General features: G+C 60.0%; 13 protein-coding genes. 9 read left to right on the top strand and 4 right to left on the bottom strand.

Annotation, left to right across the window (positions count from 1 at the left end):
* Positions 1–31 precede the first annotated feature (31 nt).
* The 7 genes from ACYQ54_RS08340 (at position 32) to ACYQ54_RS08310 (ending at position 8,385) form a co-directional block, all read left to right on the top strand.
* Positions 32–829: an N-formylglutamate amidohydrolase gene (locus tag ACYQ54_RS08340; RefSeq protein ID WP_460081039.1), complete on the top strand. Its 798-nt coding sequence runs from the start codon at positions 32–34 to the stop codon at positions 827–829.
* Positions 822–1,418 carry a TRAP transporter small permease subunit gene (locus tag ACYQ54_RS08335; RefSeq protein WP_460081037.1) on the top strand — a complete coding sequence of 199 codons (597 nt, stop codon included), beginning with the start codon at positions 822–824 and terminating at the stop codon, positions 1,416–1,418. The genes ACYQ54_RS08340 and ACYQ54_RS08335 overlap by 8 nt, the downstream gene beginning before the upstream one ends.
* A complete protein-coding gene (locus ACYQ54_RS08330; RefSeq protein WP_460081036.1) occupies positions 1,418–2,758 on the top strand; it encodes a TRAP transporter large permease in 1,341 nt (446 codons plus the stop codon). Before ACYQ54_RS08335 ends, ACYQ54_RS08330 begins: the two co-directional genes overlap by 1 nt.
* Positions 2,759–2,876: 118 nt before the next feature.
* Entirely contained in the window at positions 2,877–3,926 is a 1,050-nt protein-coding gene (locus tag ACYQ54_RS08325) for a TRAP transporter substrate-binding protein (RefSeq protein WP_460081033.1), read from the top strand.
* A 137-nt stretch (positions 3,927–4,063) separates the two neighbouring features.
* Entirely contained in the window at positions 4,064–5,431 is a 1,368-nt protein-coding gene (locus tag ACYQ54_RS08320) for a glutamine synthetase family protein (RefSeq protein WP_460081032.1), read from the top strand.
* A gap of 216 nt (positions 5,432–5,647) precedes the next feature.
* Positions 5,648–7,036: an aldehyde dehydrogenase family protein gene (locus ACYQ54_RS08315; protein ID WP_460081031.1), complete on the top strand. Its 1,389-nt coding sequence runs from the start codon at positions 5,648–5,650 to the stop codon at positions 7,034–7,036.
* 185 nt (positions 7,037–7,221) lie between these two features.
* Positions 7,222–8,385: an iron-containing alcohol dehydrogenase gene (locus ACYQ54_RS08310; protein WP_460081029.1), complete on the top strand. Its 1,164-nt coding sequence runs from the start codon at positions 7,222–7,224 to the stop codon at positions 8,383–8,385.
* 302 nt (positions 8,386–8,687) lie between these two features.
* Here ACYQ54_RS08310 and ACYQ54_RS08305 read toward each other — a convergent pair whose 3' ends face one another.
* A complete protein-coding gene (locus ACYQ54_RS08305; RefSeq protein WP_460081027.1) occupies positions 8,688–9,716 on the bottom strand; it encodes a helix-turn-helix domain-containing protein in 1,029 nt (342 codons plus the stop codon).
* Between the two features lie 134 nt (positions 9,717–9,850).
* Here ACYQ54_RS08305 and ACYQ54_RS08300 point away from each other — a divergent pair, with 134 nt between their 5' ends.
* Positions 9,851–10,924, top strand: coding sequence for an alpha/beta hydrolase family protein (locus ACYQ54_RS08300; protein WP_460081025.1), 1,074 nt, complete (start codon positions 9,851–9,853; stop codon positions 10,922–10,924).
* Between the two features lie 98 nt (positions 10,925–11,022).
* On the opposite strand, the gene ACYQ54_RS08295 is transcribed toward ACYQ54_RS08300, so the two are convergent.
* Positions 11,023–11,535, bottom strand: coding sequence for a hypothetical protein (locus tag ACYQ54_RS08295; RefSeq protein WP_460081024.1), 513 nt, complete (start codon positions 11,533–11,535; stop codon positions 11,023–11,025).
* Positions 11,536–11,769: 234 nt separating this feature from the next.
* On the opposite strand from ACYQ54_RS08295, the gene ACYQ54_RS08290 reads away from it, so the two are divergent.
* Complete coding sequence (locus ACYQ54_RS08290) at positions 11,770–12,648, top strand: PhzF family phenazine biosynthesis protein (protein ID WP_460081023.1); 879 nt, start codon at positions 11,770–11,772, stop codon at positions 12,646–12,648.
* 22 nt (positions 12,649–12,670) lie between these two features.
* Here ACYQ54_RS08290 and ACYQ54_RS08285 read toward each other — a convergent pair whose 3' ends face one another.
* Complete coding sequence (locus ACYQ54_RS08285) at positions 12,671–14,248, bottom strand: serine hydrolase (protein WP_460081020.1); 1,578 nt, start codon at positions 14,246–14,248, stop codon at positions 12,671–12,673.
* Between the two features lie 185 nt (positions 14,249–14,433).
* Positions 14,434–14,910, bottom strand: coding sequence for a DUF6505 family protein (locus ACYQ54_RS08280; protein ID WP_460081019.1), 477 nt, complete (start codon positions 14,908–14,910; stop codon positions 14,434–14,436).

Raw genomic sequence — 14,910 nt, 5'->3', positions numbered from 1 at the left:
AATTCGGGGCCGATCTTTCAGGGAGTAGGGAATGGGTTCGAATCCCCAGACCGGAGGAATGACTCGGGCTGTCGCCGTTGAAAATGCGGAGGGAGCAGGCCCCTTTGTTTTTGTTTGCGATCACGCTTCCAACTTCTTTCCGCCTCCCTACGACACATCTCTCGGCCTCACCGATGCGGACAAGATTGCGCATATCGCCTGGGATCCGGGTGCGCTTGGCGTTGCCAAGGGGCTGGCAAAAAGCCTCGATGCGCCGTTGGTCCACACCACCGTTTCGCGCCTCATCATCGACTGTAACCGCGAGGAAAGCCGGGCTGATCTGATCCCGTGCCTCAGCGAAACCACGCAGATTGCCGGCAATCGCGATCTGTCGGCGGATGAAAAGGCGTTCCGCCTGAACTTGGCGCACCGGCCGTTTCACAAGGCCATCGACAAGGTGATCAACGAGCGGCTCGATCGCGGCCTGCCGACGGCCGTGGTCTCGATCCATTCCTTTACGCCGGTTTACAAGGGTCGGTCCCGGCCATGGGAAATCGGTCTCATCTACGACACGGACCGGCGTCTGGCGGATCCTGTACTGGAAGGACTGAAGGCAGCAGGAGGTCTGACTGTTGGCGACAACGAGCCCTACGCGCCGTCCGATGGCGTCTACTACACCATCCGACGCCACGGCGAAGACCGCAAGCTTCCCTGCCTGATGATCGAAATCCGCAATGACGAAGTGAAAACGGCGGCTGAAGAGGCACGCTGGAGTAACCTTCTGGGGCCCCTGCTGGAGCACGCCGCGCAGGCCGTTGGTGGGCAAACGCAGGGAGGAGCCCATGCTTAAGGCGGCCCGCGTCTATATCTGCATCGTCGACAGCTTCAATCGCGGTCTTGGCAAGATCATCATGTGGGGGGTCTTCGTCATGGCGGCGATCCTTCTGTGGTCATCGATCTCAAAGTCCTTCTTCAATCCTTCGCTGTGGACACTGGAAGTCGCCCAGTTTGCGATGGTTGCCTATTACATTCTGGGCGGGCCGTATTCGATCCAGCTCGGCTCCAATGTGCGCATGGATCTGTTCTATGCCGAGTGGAGCCTCAAAAAGAAGGCCTGGTTCGATGCCTTTACGGTGCTGCTGCTGATGTTCTATCTCGGCGTGCTGCTGTATGGCGCGCTGAACTCCACAGCCTATTCCCTCGGCTATTTCGGCAAGGATTCGCTCGGTTTCTGGTGGGACTTGTTCGTCTCCTTCGTTACCGGTGGACCTGACGCGGCGGCTGAAAAGCTCGGCTATATCGAGCGCAGCCCGACCGCTTGGCGCCCCTATCTCTGGCCGGTGAAAGTGATCATGATCTTGGGATTCCTCCTGATGCTTCTGCAGGTCTTTTCAGAGTTCCTGAAGGATATTGCCCGGATCAAGGGAGTGTCGCTCTGATGTCCTATGAGATGATCGCTCTCCTGATGTTCTCGTCGATGATGCTGATGCTCCTGACGGGACAGCGCGTCTTCGGCGCGATCGGTGGCATCGCCGCAATCGCCGCTCTGGCTCTTTGGGGAACAGGCGGTGGCGATATTCCGTTCTCCGCAGCCATGAAGCTGATGAAATGGTATCCGCTGCTCACGCTGCCGATGTTCATCTTCATGGGCTATGTGCTGTCGGAAACCAAGATCGCCGACGATCTCTACAAGATGTTCCACGTGTGGATGGGTCCGCTCAACGGCGGGCTTGCCATCGGTACGATCCTGCTGATGGTTCTGATCTCTGCCATGAACGGCCTGTCGGTTGCCGGCATGGCCATCGGTGCGACCATCGCGCTGCCGGAACTCCTTAAACGAAAATATGACAAGCGCATGGTCACGGGGGTGATCCAGGCGGGGTCGTCGCTCGGCATTCTGGTGCCACCATCCGTGGTGCTGGTGCTCTATGCCATGATCGCGCGGGCGCCTGTCGGGCAGCTCTGGCTGGCGGGTGTCGTTCCCGGCCTGATGATGGCGGCCATGTTCGTCGTCTACATCGCGATCCGCTGCAAGATCCAGCCTGAGCTTGGCCCGGCACTGTCCGAAGAGGAACGTGAGGCCTCCAAGGACGAAAAGTACCACCTGCTTCTGGCGGGCATCCTGCCGATCATCATCTTTGCGGTGATGATGGTGCCGTTCGTGAAGGGTTACACCAGCCTGGTGGAAAGCTCGGCCATCGGTGCGCTGGCTGCCCTGGTGGCTGCCATCATCCGACGCCGGATGACCTGGGATATCCTGAAGCTTTGCCTGAAGAACACGCTCGGCATTTCGTGCATGTTCATGTGGATCATCCTTGCCGCCCTCGGCTTTGGTGCGGTGTTCGACGGTCTGGGCGCGGTCAAGGCCATCGAGAGCCTGTTCACCGAGCAGCTTGGTCTGTCGCCGTGGATGATCCTGATCCTGATGCAGTTGTCCTTCCTGGTGATGGGCACTTTTCTGGACGACACGGCGATGCTGGTGATCGTGGCGCCGCTTTATGTGCCACTGGTCGCAAGTCTCGACCTTGGCATGCCGGCGGGCGAAGTTCTGATCTGGTACGGGGTGCTCTACACGATCACCACACAGATCGCCTACATGACGCCGCCCTTCGGTTACAATCTCTTTCTGATGCGGGCGATGGCGCCCAAGGAAATCAGCATGCGCGACATCTACGGCTCTATTACGCCGTTCGTTGCGGTGATGGTTCTGGCGCTCGTCCTCGTCATGGTTTTCCCGCAAATTGCCCTGTGGTTGCCGGATCTGGTGTACGGCAGGTAGCGTTGAACGGGACAAGAAGACAACGTCCGGAGGAAAAACGGAGTTGGACCGCGGACTTACGAGAGCCGGAAAACGGCCGCACCGCTTTAGCTGAATGTGAAACTTAGGGGAACTTGAGATGACCAACAGACGTGATTTTCTGAAAAAAGCCGGTATCGGCACTGCCGCCGCCGCCGGAGCAACCACACTTGCGGCTCCGGCCGTGCACGGCCAGTCGCAGATCAAATGGCGCCTCCAGACCTACGCCGGTCCGGCGCTTGCCGAACACGTGATCAAGCCGCATATCGATGCCTTCAACAAGGCCGCCAACGGCGAAATGGTAATCGAGCTCTACACCGCCGACCAGCTGGTGCCGACGGGTGAACTGTTCCGCGCCATGCAGCAGGGCACGATCGATGCCGTACAGTCGGACGACGACAGCATGGCGTCCCCGACCGAAGTCACCGTCTTTGGCGGCTACTTCCCGTTCGGATCGCGCTATTCCCTCGACGTGCCGGTGCTGTTCAACCAGTACGGCCTGAAGGAAATCTGGGAAGAGGAATACGCCAAGGTTGGCGTGAAGCACATTTCCGCAGGTTCCTGGGATCCGTGCCATTTTGCCACCAAAGACCCGATCCGCTCGCTGAAGGACCTGGAAGGCAAGCGCGTCTTCACCTTCCCGACAGCCGGCCGCTTCATGAGCCAGTTCGGTGTCGTGCCGGTCACGCTGCCTTGGGAAGACATCGAAGTCGCCGTCCAGACCGGCGAACTCGACGGGATTGCCTGGTCGGGCATTACCGAGGATTACACCGTCGGCTGGGCGGATGTGACCAACTACTTCCTGACCAACAACATCTCGGGTGCCTGGGCCGGTTCGTTCTTCGCCAACATGGAACGCTGGAACGAACTTCCCGATCATCTGAAAGCCATGCTGCAGCTGGCCATGGATTCCTCGCACTATTATCGCCAGTGGTGGTACTGGGGCGGTGAAGCCAACCTGCGTGTCAACGGCACCAAGATGGAACTGACCTCCATTCCGGATCCTGAATGGGCAACGGTTGAAGAAGCTGCCATGGTTTTCTGGGACGAGATAGCAGCTGAATCCCCGACCAAGGCAAAGGTCGTGGAGATCTTCAAGAAGTACAATCAGGACATGAAGAAGGCCGGCCGGCCTTACCGCTATTCCTGATAGAGGCCCAGCATAGAGGCCCAGTCCGTGCCGGCCAAAGGCTGGCACGGTCCAACACTTCCGGTCCGGAGCAAACCCCGGACCGGGAATATTCGGAACAGAATTCAAGACCCGCCTAACCTGGGAACACCCGTAAAATGCCTGGCAACCTGACCTTTGATGCGCTGAAGTCTCTCGTCTCATCCGGTGAGATCGACACGGTGCTGACCTGTATCGTCGACATGCAGGGACGGCTGATGGGCAAGCGCTTCCACGCCCAGCATTTCGTCGACAGTGCCTATCACGAGACCCATTGCTGCAACTACCTGCTGGCAACCGACCTGGAAATGTACACGGTCGAAGGCTACGCGGCGACCAGCTGGTCCGGCGGGTATGGCGACTATGTCATGAAACCGGATCTTTCCTCCCTGCGGCTGGTGCCGTGGCTGGAAGGCACCGCCATGGTGATGTGCGATATCCTTGATCACCACACTCACAAGGAAGTACCGCATTCGCCGCGCGCCATGCTGAAATCGCAGGTCGCGCGTCTGGAAGAGCTTGGCCTGACGCCGATCATGGCGACCGAACTGGAGTTCTTCCTGTTCGAGAAAAGCTACGACGAGATGCGCAAGGGCGGTTTCCGCGATCTGGAGCCGATCTCCGGATACAATGAAGATTACCACATCCTGCAGACCACCAAGGAAGAGGACGTGATGCGCCCGGTGCGCAACCACCTCTATGCTGCAGGCATTCCGGTTGAGAATACCAAGGGCGAAGCCGAAGCCGGGCAGGAAGAGCTCAACATCAAATATGCGCCGGCACTCGACACGGCCGAATATCACACCATCGCCAAGCATGCGGTGAAGGAAATCGCCTGGGCGAAGGGGCGGTCCGCGTCGTTCCTGGCCAAGTGGCATCATTCCCGCGTCGGCTCGTCATCCCACGTGCACCAGTCGCTGTTCGACAAGGACGGCAACAACGTCTTCGTGGATGCCAAGGGCGAATACGGCATGTCGCAGATAATGCGCCACTACATGGCCGGGCTGATCAAATATGCGCCGGATTACACCTATTTCCTGGCGCCCTATATCAACAGCTACAAGCGGTTCCAGAAAGGCACCTTCGCGCCGACCAAGACCGTGTGGTCGGTCGACAACCGCACCGCCGGTTTCCGGCTCTGCGGCGAAGGTACCAAGGGGCTCCGGGTGGAATGCCGCATCGGCGGCTCCGACCTCAATCCCTACCTGGCGCTGGCGGTTCAGATCGCTGCCGGTATCAAGGGCATGGAAGAAAAGCTGGAACTCGATGCGCCGACGACTGGCGATGTCTACGATGCCCGCAAGGCCAAGGAAATTCCGCACACGTTGCGCGATGCCCGCGAGACCTTGCGCAAGTCGAAATTTCTGCGCGAAGCCTTCTCCGACGACGTGATCGACCACTATGCCCGTGCTGCCGAATGGGAGCTGGAGGAGTTCGACCGCGTGGTCACCGACTACGAGATTGCCCGCGGCTTCGAGCGGGCGTAAGAGGCGAAGAAGTACCATCCGCTCACCTCATCCTGGGGAGGACCGCAAGGTCCGTCTCGAAGGATGGGCCACTTGCTCAAGAGTGTGCCGCCCATCCTTCGAGACAGCGTTGAAGCGCTTCCTCAAGATGAGGGAGTGGATGAAAACAGATCAGGAAGAAACAGAGCCACCCACTTTCAACAAGCCGTCCGTAGAGGCGGTTCTGAGAGGTTCAAAATGTCAGATGTCATCAAGCTGATTTCCCCCATCGACGGTTCGGTCTATGCCGAACGCCCGGCTCTGGACGATGCCGCGGTCGACCGGGTCGTTTCAAATGCCCGGACCGCACAGGTGGGCTGGGCTGCCGTACCGGTCGCCGAAAGGGTTGCCTATTGCCTCAAGGCGCTGGAAGCGCTGAAGGCGATGAACGACGAAGTCGTGCCGGAACTGGCCTGGCAGATGGGCCGCCCGATCCGTTTCGGCGGTGAGCTCGGCGGTACCATCGAGCGCACGGAATATTGCGCCAAGATCGCAGCCGAAGCGCTGGCAGATGTGGAACGCACCGACAAGGCCGGCTTCAAGCGGTACCTGCGCCGTGTGCCGCTCGGTATCGTCATGGTGATCGCGCCCTGGAACTATCCGTTCATGACAGCGATCAACACCATCATGCCGGCGCTGATGGCGGGCAATGTGATCGTCCTGAAACATGCCGCACAGACCCTTCTGGTCGGTGAACTTCTCGCCAAGGCTTTCGAGATCGCCGGCCTGCCGAAGGGCGTCTTCCAGAACATCGTTCTGACTCACCAGGGCACGGAAAAACTGCTCGGCTCCGGTCTGATCGACCACGTCAACTTTACTGGATCCGTCGGTGGTGGCCGCGCCATCGAAAAGGCTCTGGCAGGTACCTTCGCAACGCTCGGTCTTGAGCTGGGCGGCAAGGATCCGGCCTATGTTCGGGCCGACGCCGATCTGAATTATGCTGTCGAGAACCTGGTCGATGGCGCCTTCTTCAATGCCGGTCAGTGCTGCTGCGGCATCGAGCGCGTCTATGTGCATGAAAGCCTCTACGACCGCTTCGTCGAGGGATTTGTCGACCTGACCAGCCAGTACAAGCTGGGCAATCCGCTGGACGAGGCAACCACCCTCGGCCCGATGGCTCAGGCACGGTTTGCCGCCTGGATCCGCGAGCAGACGGATGAAGCCCTGCGCAAGGGTGCCAAGGCGCATATCGACACGTCCAAGTTCGAAGCGGACAAGGAAGGCACGCCCTATCTGGCACCTCAGGTGTTGACGGACGTCAACCATCAGATGTCGGTGATGCGCGAGGAAAGCTTTGGCCCGGTCGTCGGCATCATGAAGGTGAAGGACGACGAGGAAGCGCTGCAGTTCATGAACGACAGCCCCTATGGCCTCACCGCGTCGATCTGGACCGAAGACGTCCAGGCAGCGGCAGAAATCGGCGACAGGATCGAGACCGGCACCGTGTTCATGAACCGTTGCGACTATCTCGACCCGGCGCTTGTGTGGACCGGCGTCAAGGACACCGGCAAGGGCGCAGCCCTGTCTGAAATCGGCTTCCACAACCTGACCAGGCCGAAGTCGTTCCACTTCCGTCTGGAGCATTGAGGCTGAACCGACAAACGATTGGGCAAGACCGAAGGCTTTCTCCTCCAGGGCAACGAAGCCGCAGGTCTTGCTCTCCTCTCGCCCTTTCATAGGACGAGGGCGCAAGTGGAAATGCTGAAGTTGAAGGCTGCCTCCTTTGGGGCGGTCTTATCAAAGAACCTGAGTTTCTAGACAACGAGACACCCATGAGCTCACTTCCTTCCGTCAACTGGTCCTATCCGACCTCCGTTCGCTTCGGTGCAGGCCGCATCAAGGAACTTCCCGATGCGGTCAAGGCTTCCGGCATGTCCAATCCGCTGCTGGTCACCGACCCGGGCCTCGCCGGCCTGCCGATGGTTTCCGAGGCGATTGCCAGCCTGGAAGCCGCGGGCCTGAAGGCCGCGGTCTTTTCCGACGTCAAGCCGAACCCGGTCGACAGCAACATCGCTGCCGGTGTGGCCGCCTACAAGGCCGGCGGACATGACGGCGTCATCGCCTTTGGTGGCGGATCGGGCCTCGATGCGGGCAAGCTGATCGCCTTCATGTCCGGTCAGAGCCGTCCGATCTGGGACTTTGAAGATATCGGCGACTGGTGGACCCGTGCAGACCCGGCTGGCATCGCGCCGATCGTCGCCGTGCCGACCACTGCCGGAACCGGCTCGGAAGTCGGCCGCGCGGGCGTCGTCACCAACGAAGCGACCCATACCAAGAAGGTCATCTTCCACCCGAAGATGCTGCCGGCCATCGTGATCTGCGATCCGGAACTGACCGTCGGCATGCCGCGCTTCATCACCGTCGGCACCGGCATGGATGCCCTGGCGCACTGCCTGGAGGCCTATTCCGCGCCGATGTATCATCCGATGTCCGAAGGCATTGCGCTTGAAGGCATGCGACTGGTGTTCGAAAACCTGCCGAAAGTTGCCGCGGACGCGTCCGATCTTGAAGCCCGCGGCCACCTGATGAGTGCCGCTGCCATGGGCGCCGTCGCCTTCCAGAAAGGCCTCGGAGCGATCCATTCGCTGTCACATCCGGTTGGTGCTCTGTACGACACCCACCATGGCATGACCAACGCGGTCTTCATGCCTTACGTGCTGCAGTTCAACAAGCCGGCCATCGAACAGAAATTTGAACGCCTTGCCGGTTTCCTCGGCATCGCAGGCGGTTATCAGGGTGTGCTCGAAGCGATCCTGAAACTGCGTGAAGACCTTGGTGTGCCGCACACGCTGGCAGGCCTCAATGTTGATGACAGCAAGCGCGATCTGATCGCGGAAATGGCCATTGTCGATCCGACCGCAGGCGGCAACCCGGTTCCGCTGACCAAGGAAGGTGCACTGGAAATCTTCGACAAGGCCCAGCAGGGTACTGTTTGAGGCAACGCACTTTGAACTCGAAGGCGCACCGGATCCCGGTGCGCCTTTTTTGATTTTCTGCCCATCTTTCGTCATCCCGGCCACGCGCAGCACGAGCCGGGACCGGGGAATCACCGGGTTTGCTGATGGATTTCGGGTATGCTGATGGATCTGATCTGTTCGCTGACAGTTTCGGGGCTATCTGATACCGGATCTTCGCTTCGCTGCGTCCGGCACGACGCACTCAGAGACTTTGCACTGTAGCTGTACCGAACTTGACCGGTATGACGATGCTGGGGGCGTTCTGCTGAAGCTTGGTGCGCTTATTGGTCTTTTTGCTTGTCATTGGCACCATCCGCCTTCCGCCATTGATCCGGTGTCATTCCGGTCACGCGCAGGAATTCGCGGTTGAAGTTCGACTTGGTCGAAAAACCAGCACGATACATGGCCTCGGTCACGGTGATGCCGTCCTGCCGCAGCAGGGCGCAGACGTCCTTGATCCGGAAATCATTCACATAGCGCGAGACATTCATGCCGCGAGCCCGGTTGATGGCCTGCGAGACCTGACGGGCGGGCAGACCGGCACGGCGGGCAAGCCTTGAGAGGTTGAGCGTGTCGTCGCGGTGAAGGTGCTGTGCGGTCATCAGGGCGTCGACCCGCGCGACGATTTCAGCGTCTTCGGATGTAGCGGTCTGGGCCGCGGGTTCCAACTCGTTGATTGTCTCCGTCTGGGCCTGGCCTGCCGTGCGGGCGGCAAGACCAATCAGCAGAAGGCTAAAGATGTTGGCGTTGCTGACCAGAAGCGCTGCGTGACTGCCGCCCGAGCGTTCAAAATCGAACAGGATGACCAGATCGAAACCGGCGGACAGGCAAAGGCAGAAAGCAGCCAGCCACAGGGCCCGGTGGGCAGCGGCAGCTTCGTCCAGACGGGCAAGTCCAAGGCCGTCCGGTCCGCGCCAGGCGATCCGTGCCAGGGCCACGGCATAGGCCAGGAACAGCAGCACCAGGGCACTATCCAGCAAGATAGGCGCCGCAAGCATCAGACCCAGAATGACGAGTGCAGCCAGTGGCGCCGCTGCAAGGCGAAACCGTCCGGGCGCGGCCTGATCGACGAGACCTCGAAAGCTCTCATAGGCAAGAGGGGGAAGCAGAGCGGCCAGCAGCGGCTGCACGAAGCGCAAAGCGTCGACGTTATATCCCCAGCGCAGGCCGAGGACGATGGATTGCAGGCAGCACAGGGCAATCAGCATCAGGAAGGCGCGTGTGGCTGTTGCTCCGTTGCTTTTCTTCAGGAACACAAAGACAAGCGCCAGAAGCAACGCGTTGACAAAGGGCAGGGGAACAAACAGCACGGGCAAGGCACCTCGATGGGGCGATGGCGGGGACCTTTATCGCGATCCGGCATGACTGAATCGTGAAAGAGGACGCTTTCCATCACGGCCTTAGCAAGAATTCGGTCATTGCTCCACTGACTGAAAGACCCCTCATGAAAATACAATCTCTTCTCCTGCCTCTGGTTCTCACGCTGGCTGTCACCACACCAGCCAAGGCTCAGGAGCCGGTGGGTGTTCAAAAGATCTCGGTAAGTTCGAAAGCCAGGGGTGAGGATCTCACCGTCCTGGTGTGGTATCCGGCCAAACAGGGCGGCGAGCAGGTGCTCTTAGGCGACGACAGGATCTTCGAAGGTACACCCGCCCTGCAAGATGCCGTCAAGGTGGAAGGCTCCTTTCCGCTGATCCTGCTGTCACATGGTTCGGGAGCGTCGGTCGAAAAGATGGCCTGGATCGCGAGCGAACTTGCGGGCGACGGTTTCATCGTGGCCGGTCCCAACCATCCTGGCACCACCAGTGGCGATTCCACACCGGAAGACACGCCGAAGCTCTGGCAGCGGACGGATGATCTTGCAACGGTGATCGACAGACTGCTTGCCGATCCGGACTGGTCGGCATCAATCGATTCGGGGGAAATCGGACTGCTTGGATTTTCCCTTGGCGGAGCCGCCGTTCTGGAAAGCGCAGGTGCAACGGCCAGTCTGGAGGCTTATGCCGACTATTGCGACACCAACCCGCAAATGCCGGATTGCCATTGGTTCAAGGGTGGCAGGGGGTTTCGCGACAGGGAGGAAATCAAGGTCGAGCCGTTCGATCTGCGGACGGTCGACAAGGCCTTGTTCGAACAAGAGCGAAGGGATGCCAGGATCACATCGGTTGTTGCTGTCGATCCATCGGTTGCAGACGCTTTTAACGAGCAGAGCTTCGCCGGTATCGACATTCCGCTGCATTTTCTCAACCTCGGTGTTGCCGGGCAGATCGACGTGGGTGTGCGCTCCGCGCATCTGGTTGAGGCTGCCCCGGACGCCGAACTGGATCACATCGCGGATGCCGTCCATTTCAGCTTTCTGCCCGTGTGCAAGGCCGATGCGATCGCCTTCATGAAATCCATCGGAGAAACCGACACCCTTTGCACCGATGGCGGCGGCCGGCCCCGCGCGGAACTTCACGATCAGATGGCTGACCTGATTGTCGAGGCGTTCCGGACTGATCTGAAGACCGGAAACTGACAGGCTTAGCGGCGATCTCGATCGAGTTGTTGCTGAAGTGACCCGCAGTCTCGCGCACATTCGGGTGAGAGACTGCGGGTTTGTCTCTTTTATTGGGTTCAGGCGCCCTGGCTTCGTTCGATCAGCTTCAGCACCGCTACAAGCACGATGCCGTAAAGGACGTGACCAACGAGGGCGACCCAGACGATGCCGCTGAAATTCAGGAAGAAGGGGAGACCGGCAACCGACGTGATGCCGCCGATGGCAAAGACCCAGAGGCCGAAGCCATAAATCGCGGACGGCAGGAACCAATGTGTATTGCCGACCACACGCTGCCACAGTGGTGCGAAGATGAACATCCAGCCGACCGGGTATCCGATCAGGCCGACGGCATAGAAATGGACGAAGTATCCGGCGAAATCGCCGTTCGGGAGACCGAGACTGCCAAGCAGGCTTTTGGCAAGTCCGTGGGGAGAGAGCGTGGCAAAACCCAGGGCGGGGCTGATGATCTGGCCCCAGAGGTCGAAAGCGTTGGTGGCAAAGAAACCCGAGACGAACATCAGTCCAAGCGTATGGAAATTCAAGGCGGGCAGTGCACCAGCAGGCTGGCTCTGGCTGGAAGTCGTGTTCATGACGGGATCACTTTCCTGGGAATGAATTTGATGCTGGCAGATACTTGGCCCTGATTGCGATCACATGGAAATAAAATGGCGAGGGCCTTGCGTGACGAATTCGTGATGGAAATTTGACGTCCCGAATGGCTGTTTTCTTCCTTTGGAAAACGTTTCACCAGTGTTGCTCCACTTTCTGTTGCATGGTCGGATGCGCCCTCCTTTACAGCGCCGACCGTGAGAGAAAAAAACGAAATGGATACGTTGCCCGTCCGCCTCTATGCCGCATTTGCTGCTGACGAGCGGGGTGGCAACATTGGCGGTGTCGTCTTCGAGGATACGCCTTTATGGCCGGACGCCCGTCAACGGATCGCGGCGGATCTCGGGGCTCCCACCACGGGCTTCGTCCGGCGAAAATCCGACAAGAGGATCGAGACCCGGTTTCATTCGACCCGGGCGGAAATGGACATGTGCGGTCATGTTACCGTTGCCATTTTTGCAGCATTGCTGGCGGATGGCCGGATCGGGCCCGGAAGCTACGTGCAGGAAACACCAGCCGGCGAGATCGGCGTCGAAGTTGCCTCGGACGGCGCCATCACCATGCATCAGCCCTTGCCAAAGTTTGGATTGAACGAGGCGGCCGCTGGCGAGATCGCCCCGCTGCTTGGGATCGAGCCGGCTGACGTTCTCAGCGTTTCGGCGTCTTCGACGGCCCTGAGGCATGTTTTCGTCGAACTGGCAGATACTGATGCCCTGGCCGCCATTCGTCCGGATGATGACGGCTTGCGCCACTTCTGCCTCGCGCGGTCGATCGACACGATGGGGGTGTGGTGCCGGACGGGGCACGGGTTGGGCAAGGCGAAGGTTCGCCTGCGCGACCTCTGCCACGGTGTCGGAGACCCGGAGGAGGCTGCCAGCGGCACCACCAATGGAGCGCTTGCCTGCGAATTGTTCCGGGCGCGAAAACTCCTGCCCGGAAGTGGCGGGCAGGTGGTTCTGGTGGCTGAGCAGGGCTTCGAGATGGGCCGTCCCAGCATTGTCAGAACAGTGCTGAGTACGGCTGACAACCAGATCACCGGGGTTTCCGTCGGCGGATATGCGGCCCTGCGGCTGACGGGCGAATTTCTTCTGTGAAATCCGCCGCAGTGATGTGACATCAAACCCTCTCGAATAGAGACGCGCCTGTTTCGCTGAAGAGTTCGATCTCAAGGGATTTGGCCGGCCCGTTCGAGACATCGTCGAAGACGAGCGTCGAACGCGAGCCTTCCGGGGCGTTTTCAGTGACGAAATCGAATACCATCACCGGCCCGTTCCAGGGCTGCAGCGGGAAGGGGATGTGTTTTGGTCCGGCCAACAACACCAGGCCGTCGCCGTCAGCCTTGACCTCGACCTTGCCGAAATAAGGGTTGGAATAGGTGCCGGTGAGAAGGTCTTGTGGAGGCGTCGGGGCGGCATCTGCCGGACGGTCCTGACCGACGGTGCTGCCGCGCTTGATGTAGAAGCCTTCGAACCTGCTCGAATATCCGGCATACCAGTCCCGGGTGATGTGCCCGAGTTGTGCAAGATCGGTGAAGGAAGCGGTGATGGCCTCCGCTGCACCGACAGGAGCAGCGTTGGTGAGAACGACAATGCCGAGGTCCAGTGAAGGAATCATCGCAAAGCAGGTACCTGCCCCCAGGAGAAAGGCCCCGGAATGGCCGATCCGGACACGTCCCGAAGGATCATTGCTGACGTTGAAACCGTAACCGTAAAACCCTGAGCGGGCATCGGGGCTGTGTGGACGGTCCGAAAAGCTTTGCGGGCTGATGGCGGGCAGCAGGGCTTCGGAAGTGATGACCTGCGTTCCGGCATGTTCGCCGTTTGCCAGCAGCATTTTCAGCCAGACGGCCAGATCGGTCACGGTGGAGCTGACGCCACCTGCCGGTGACTGGGCATCGGGGTTGCGCTGGAACAGCGGGGCAAAACCGTCGCCGTCACGGCTGTGCGGGATGGCGCGGTTTGCGGCTGCCATGTAGTCGGCAAAGCGAGAGCTGGTCGAGGTCATGCCGAGTGGCCGGTAGAGCGCCTCTTCCGACAGGCTGCTCCAGTCGGTTCCGGAAGCCTGGGCAACGGCCTCAGCGGCGGCAGTCAGGCCGAAATTGGTATAGGCATAGGAAATCCGGAAAGGAGCCAGCGGCTGAAGCCGCAAGCGTTCCAGGATTGCCTTGCGGTCATAGCCGAGATCTTCCAGATCGTCGCCCGCGTGGTCCGGCAGGCCTGAGCGATGGCTGTAGAGATCTCCGATGGTCAGTTTTTCGGTACGGTCCAGATCGGACAATTCGAACCAGGGCAGCAGATCGCGCATCCTGCTGTCCCACGAGACGGCGCCCTTGGCGACCTGGCTGGCGACGACGGTCGCACCGACCGGTTTCGACAGGGACGCAAGCTGAAACACCGTGTCCGGCGTGACGGTTTCAGGCTCGCCAAGGCGGCGCAGGCCGAAGCCTTTGGAATAGACCGTTTCTCCCCGATGGACCGCGGCGACGGCCAGACCCGGAATTTTGCTGCGCTCCATCACCTCGGCAACGATTGCGTCGAGCTCGGCGACGGCCTTGGCAATCTGTTCGGGAGACGCTTCGACACCGGGTGTCTGTGCGGGAGAAAGTTCCTGCGCAAAGGCGCGCAACGGCAGGGCGGTCAGGGCGGCGGTTGCCGTACCGAGAAAAAGGCGGCGGGTGAGAGTGTGCCGGGACATATGCAATATTCCTTGGGGAGATTCTGAAATTAAAACAAGCGACTGCATGATGCGCGAAACGCACCGGAGAGATCAACTTAACGCTGTGTAATCTGTGTTTATTGAAATGTCTTGGTTAAGCAACTGTGTCTGCGGGGCAGGTCGGTGGCCGGGTCAAGGAGGGCATCCGGCCAGTCGATCCGATGCTAATCGATGTCGCCATGGACAGCGACCATATCCAGCTTCGCTTCAGGTGCGGCAATGGTTCGGAAGGCTTCGCGAACGCCGTCTTCGGTCAGGTCCCGCTGGACGGCGATCAGCGTGTTTTCCGGATGTTCTTCGCAGAGTTCGGCCATATAGGCCAGCTCCTGCTGGGCAACACCGCGTGCAGCCTCCACGGACGGCGCACCGTAGATGTCGACGAAATGCTGCGCCAGGCGCTCGGTGAGGGCGGCAAACTCGGTGTCTTCGATCGGCGTGACGGCGACGAATGTTGCCCTGCCGAAGGTTTCCAGGCCCAGCCAGCCATTGGCGAAGGCCTGACGGGCCTTGCCGCTCAGGTCGGCTTCGGTCCAGTCGGAAAATTCGAAGCCGCCGGACAGGCACCATTCGCCGGTGCGGGCCGGAGAAAAGAAGACGTTGCGGTCGCTGTCATCCAGGTGAATGGCGCGGGCAAGTTTCAT

It is taken from the genome of Roseibium sp. LAB1, assembly GCF_054658235.1.
The sequence above is the reverse complement of the archived record's forward strand: the minus strand, read 5'-3'. Positions and strand labels throughout refer to the sequence as shown.

Bases quoted from the DNA above. Each gene is read 5' to 3' on its own strand.
- ACYQ54_RS08340 (WP_460081039.1), top strand. From the start codon at position 32: ATGGGTTCGAATCCCCAGACCGGAGGAATGACTCGGGCTGTCGCCGTT.
- ACYQ54_RS08335 (WP_460081037.1), top strand. From the start codon at position 822: ATGCTTAAGGCGGCCCGCGTCTATATCTGCATCGTCGACAGCTTCAAT.
- ACYQ54_RS08330 (WP_460081036.1), top strand. From the start codon at position 1,418: ATGTCCTATGAGATGATCGCTCTCCTGATGTTCTCGTCGATGATGCTG.
- ACYQ54_RS08325 (WP_460081033.1), top strand. From the start codon at position 2,877: ATGACCAACAGACGTGATTTTCTGAAAAAAGCCGGTATCGGCACTGCC.
- ACYQ54_RS08320 (WP_460081032.1), top strand. From the start codon at position 4,064: ATGCCTGGCAACCTGACCTTTGATGCGCTGAAGTCTCTCGTCTCATCC.
- ACYQ54_RS08315 (WP_460081031.1), top strand. From the start codon at position 5,648: ATGTCAGATGTCATCAAGCTGATTTCCCCCATCGACGGTTCGGTCTAT.
- ACYQ54_RS08310 (WP_460081029.1), top strand. From the start codon at position 7,222: ATGAGCTCACTTCCTTCCGTCAACTGGTCCTATCCGACCTCCGTTCGC.
- ACYQ54_RS08300 (WP_460081025.1), top strand. From the start codon at position 9,851: ATGAAAATACAATCTCTTCTCCTGCCTCTGGTTCTCACGCTGGCTGTC.
- ACYQ54_RS08295 (WP_460081024.1), bottom strand. From the start codon at position 11,535: ATGAACACGACTTCCAGCCAGAGCCAGCCTGCTGGTGCACTGCCCGCC.
- ACYQ54_RS08290 (WP_460081023.1), top strand. From the start codon at position 11,770: ATGGATACGTTGCCCGTCCGCCTCTATGCCGCATTTGCTGCTGACGAG.
- ACYQ54_RS08285 (WP_460081020.1), bottom strand. From the start codon at position 14,248: ATGTCCCGGCACACTCTCACCCGCCGCCTTTTTCTCGGTACGGCAACC.
- ACYQ54_RS08280 (WP_460081019.1), bottom strand. From the start codon at position 14,910: ATGAAACTTGCCCGCGCCATTCACCTGGATGACAGCGACCGCAACGTC.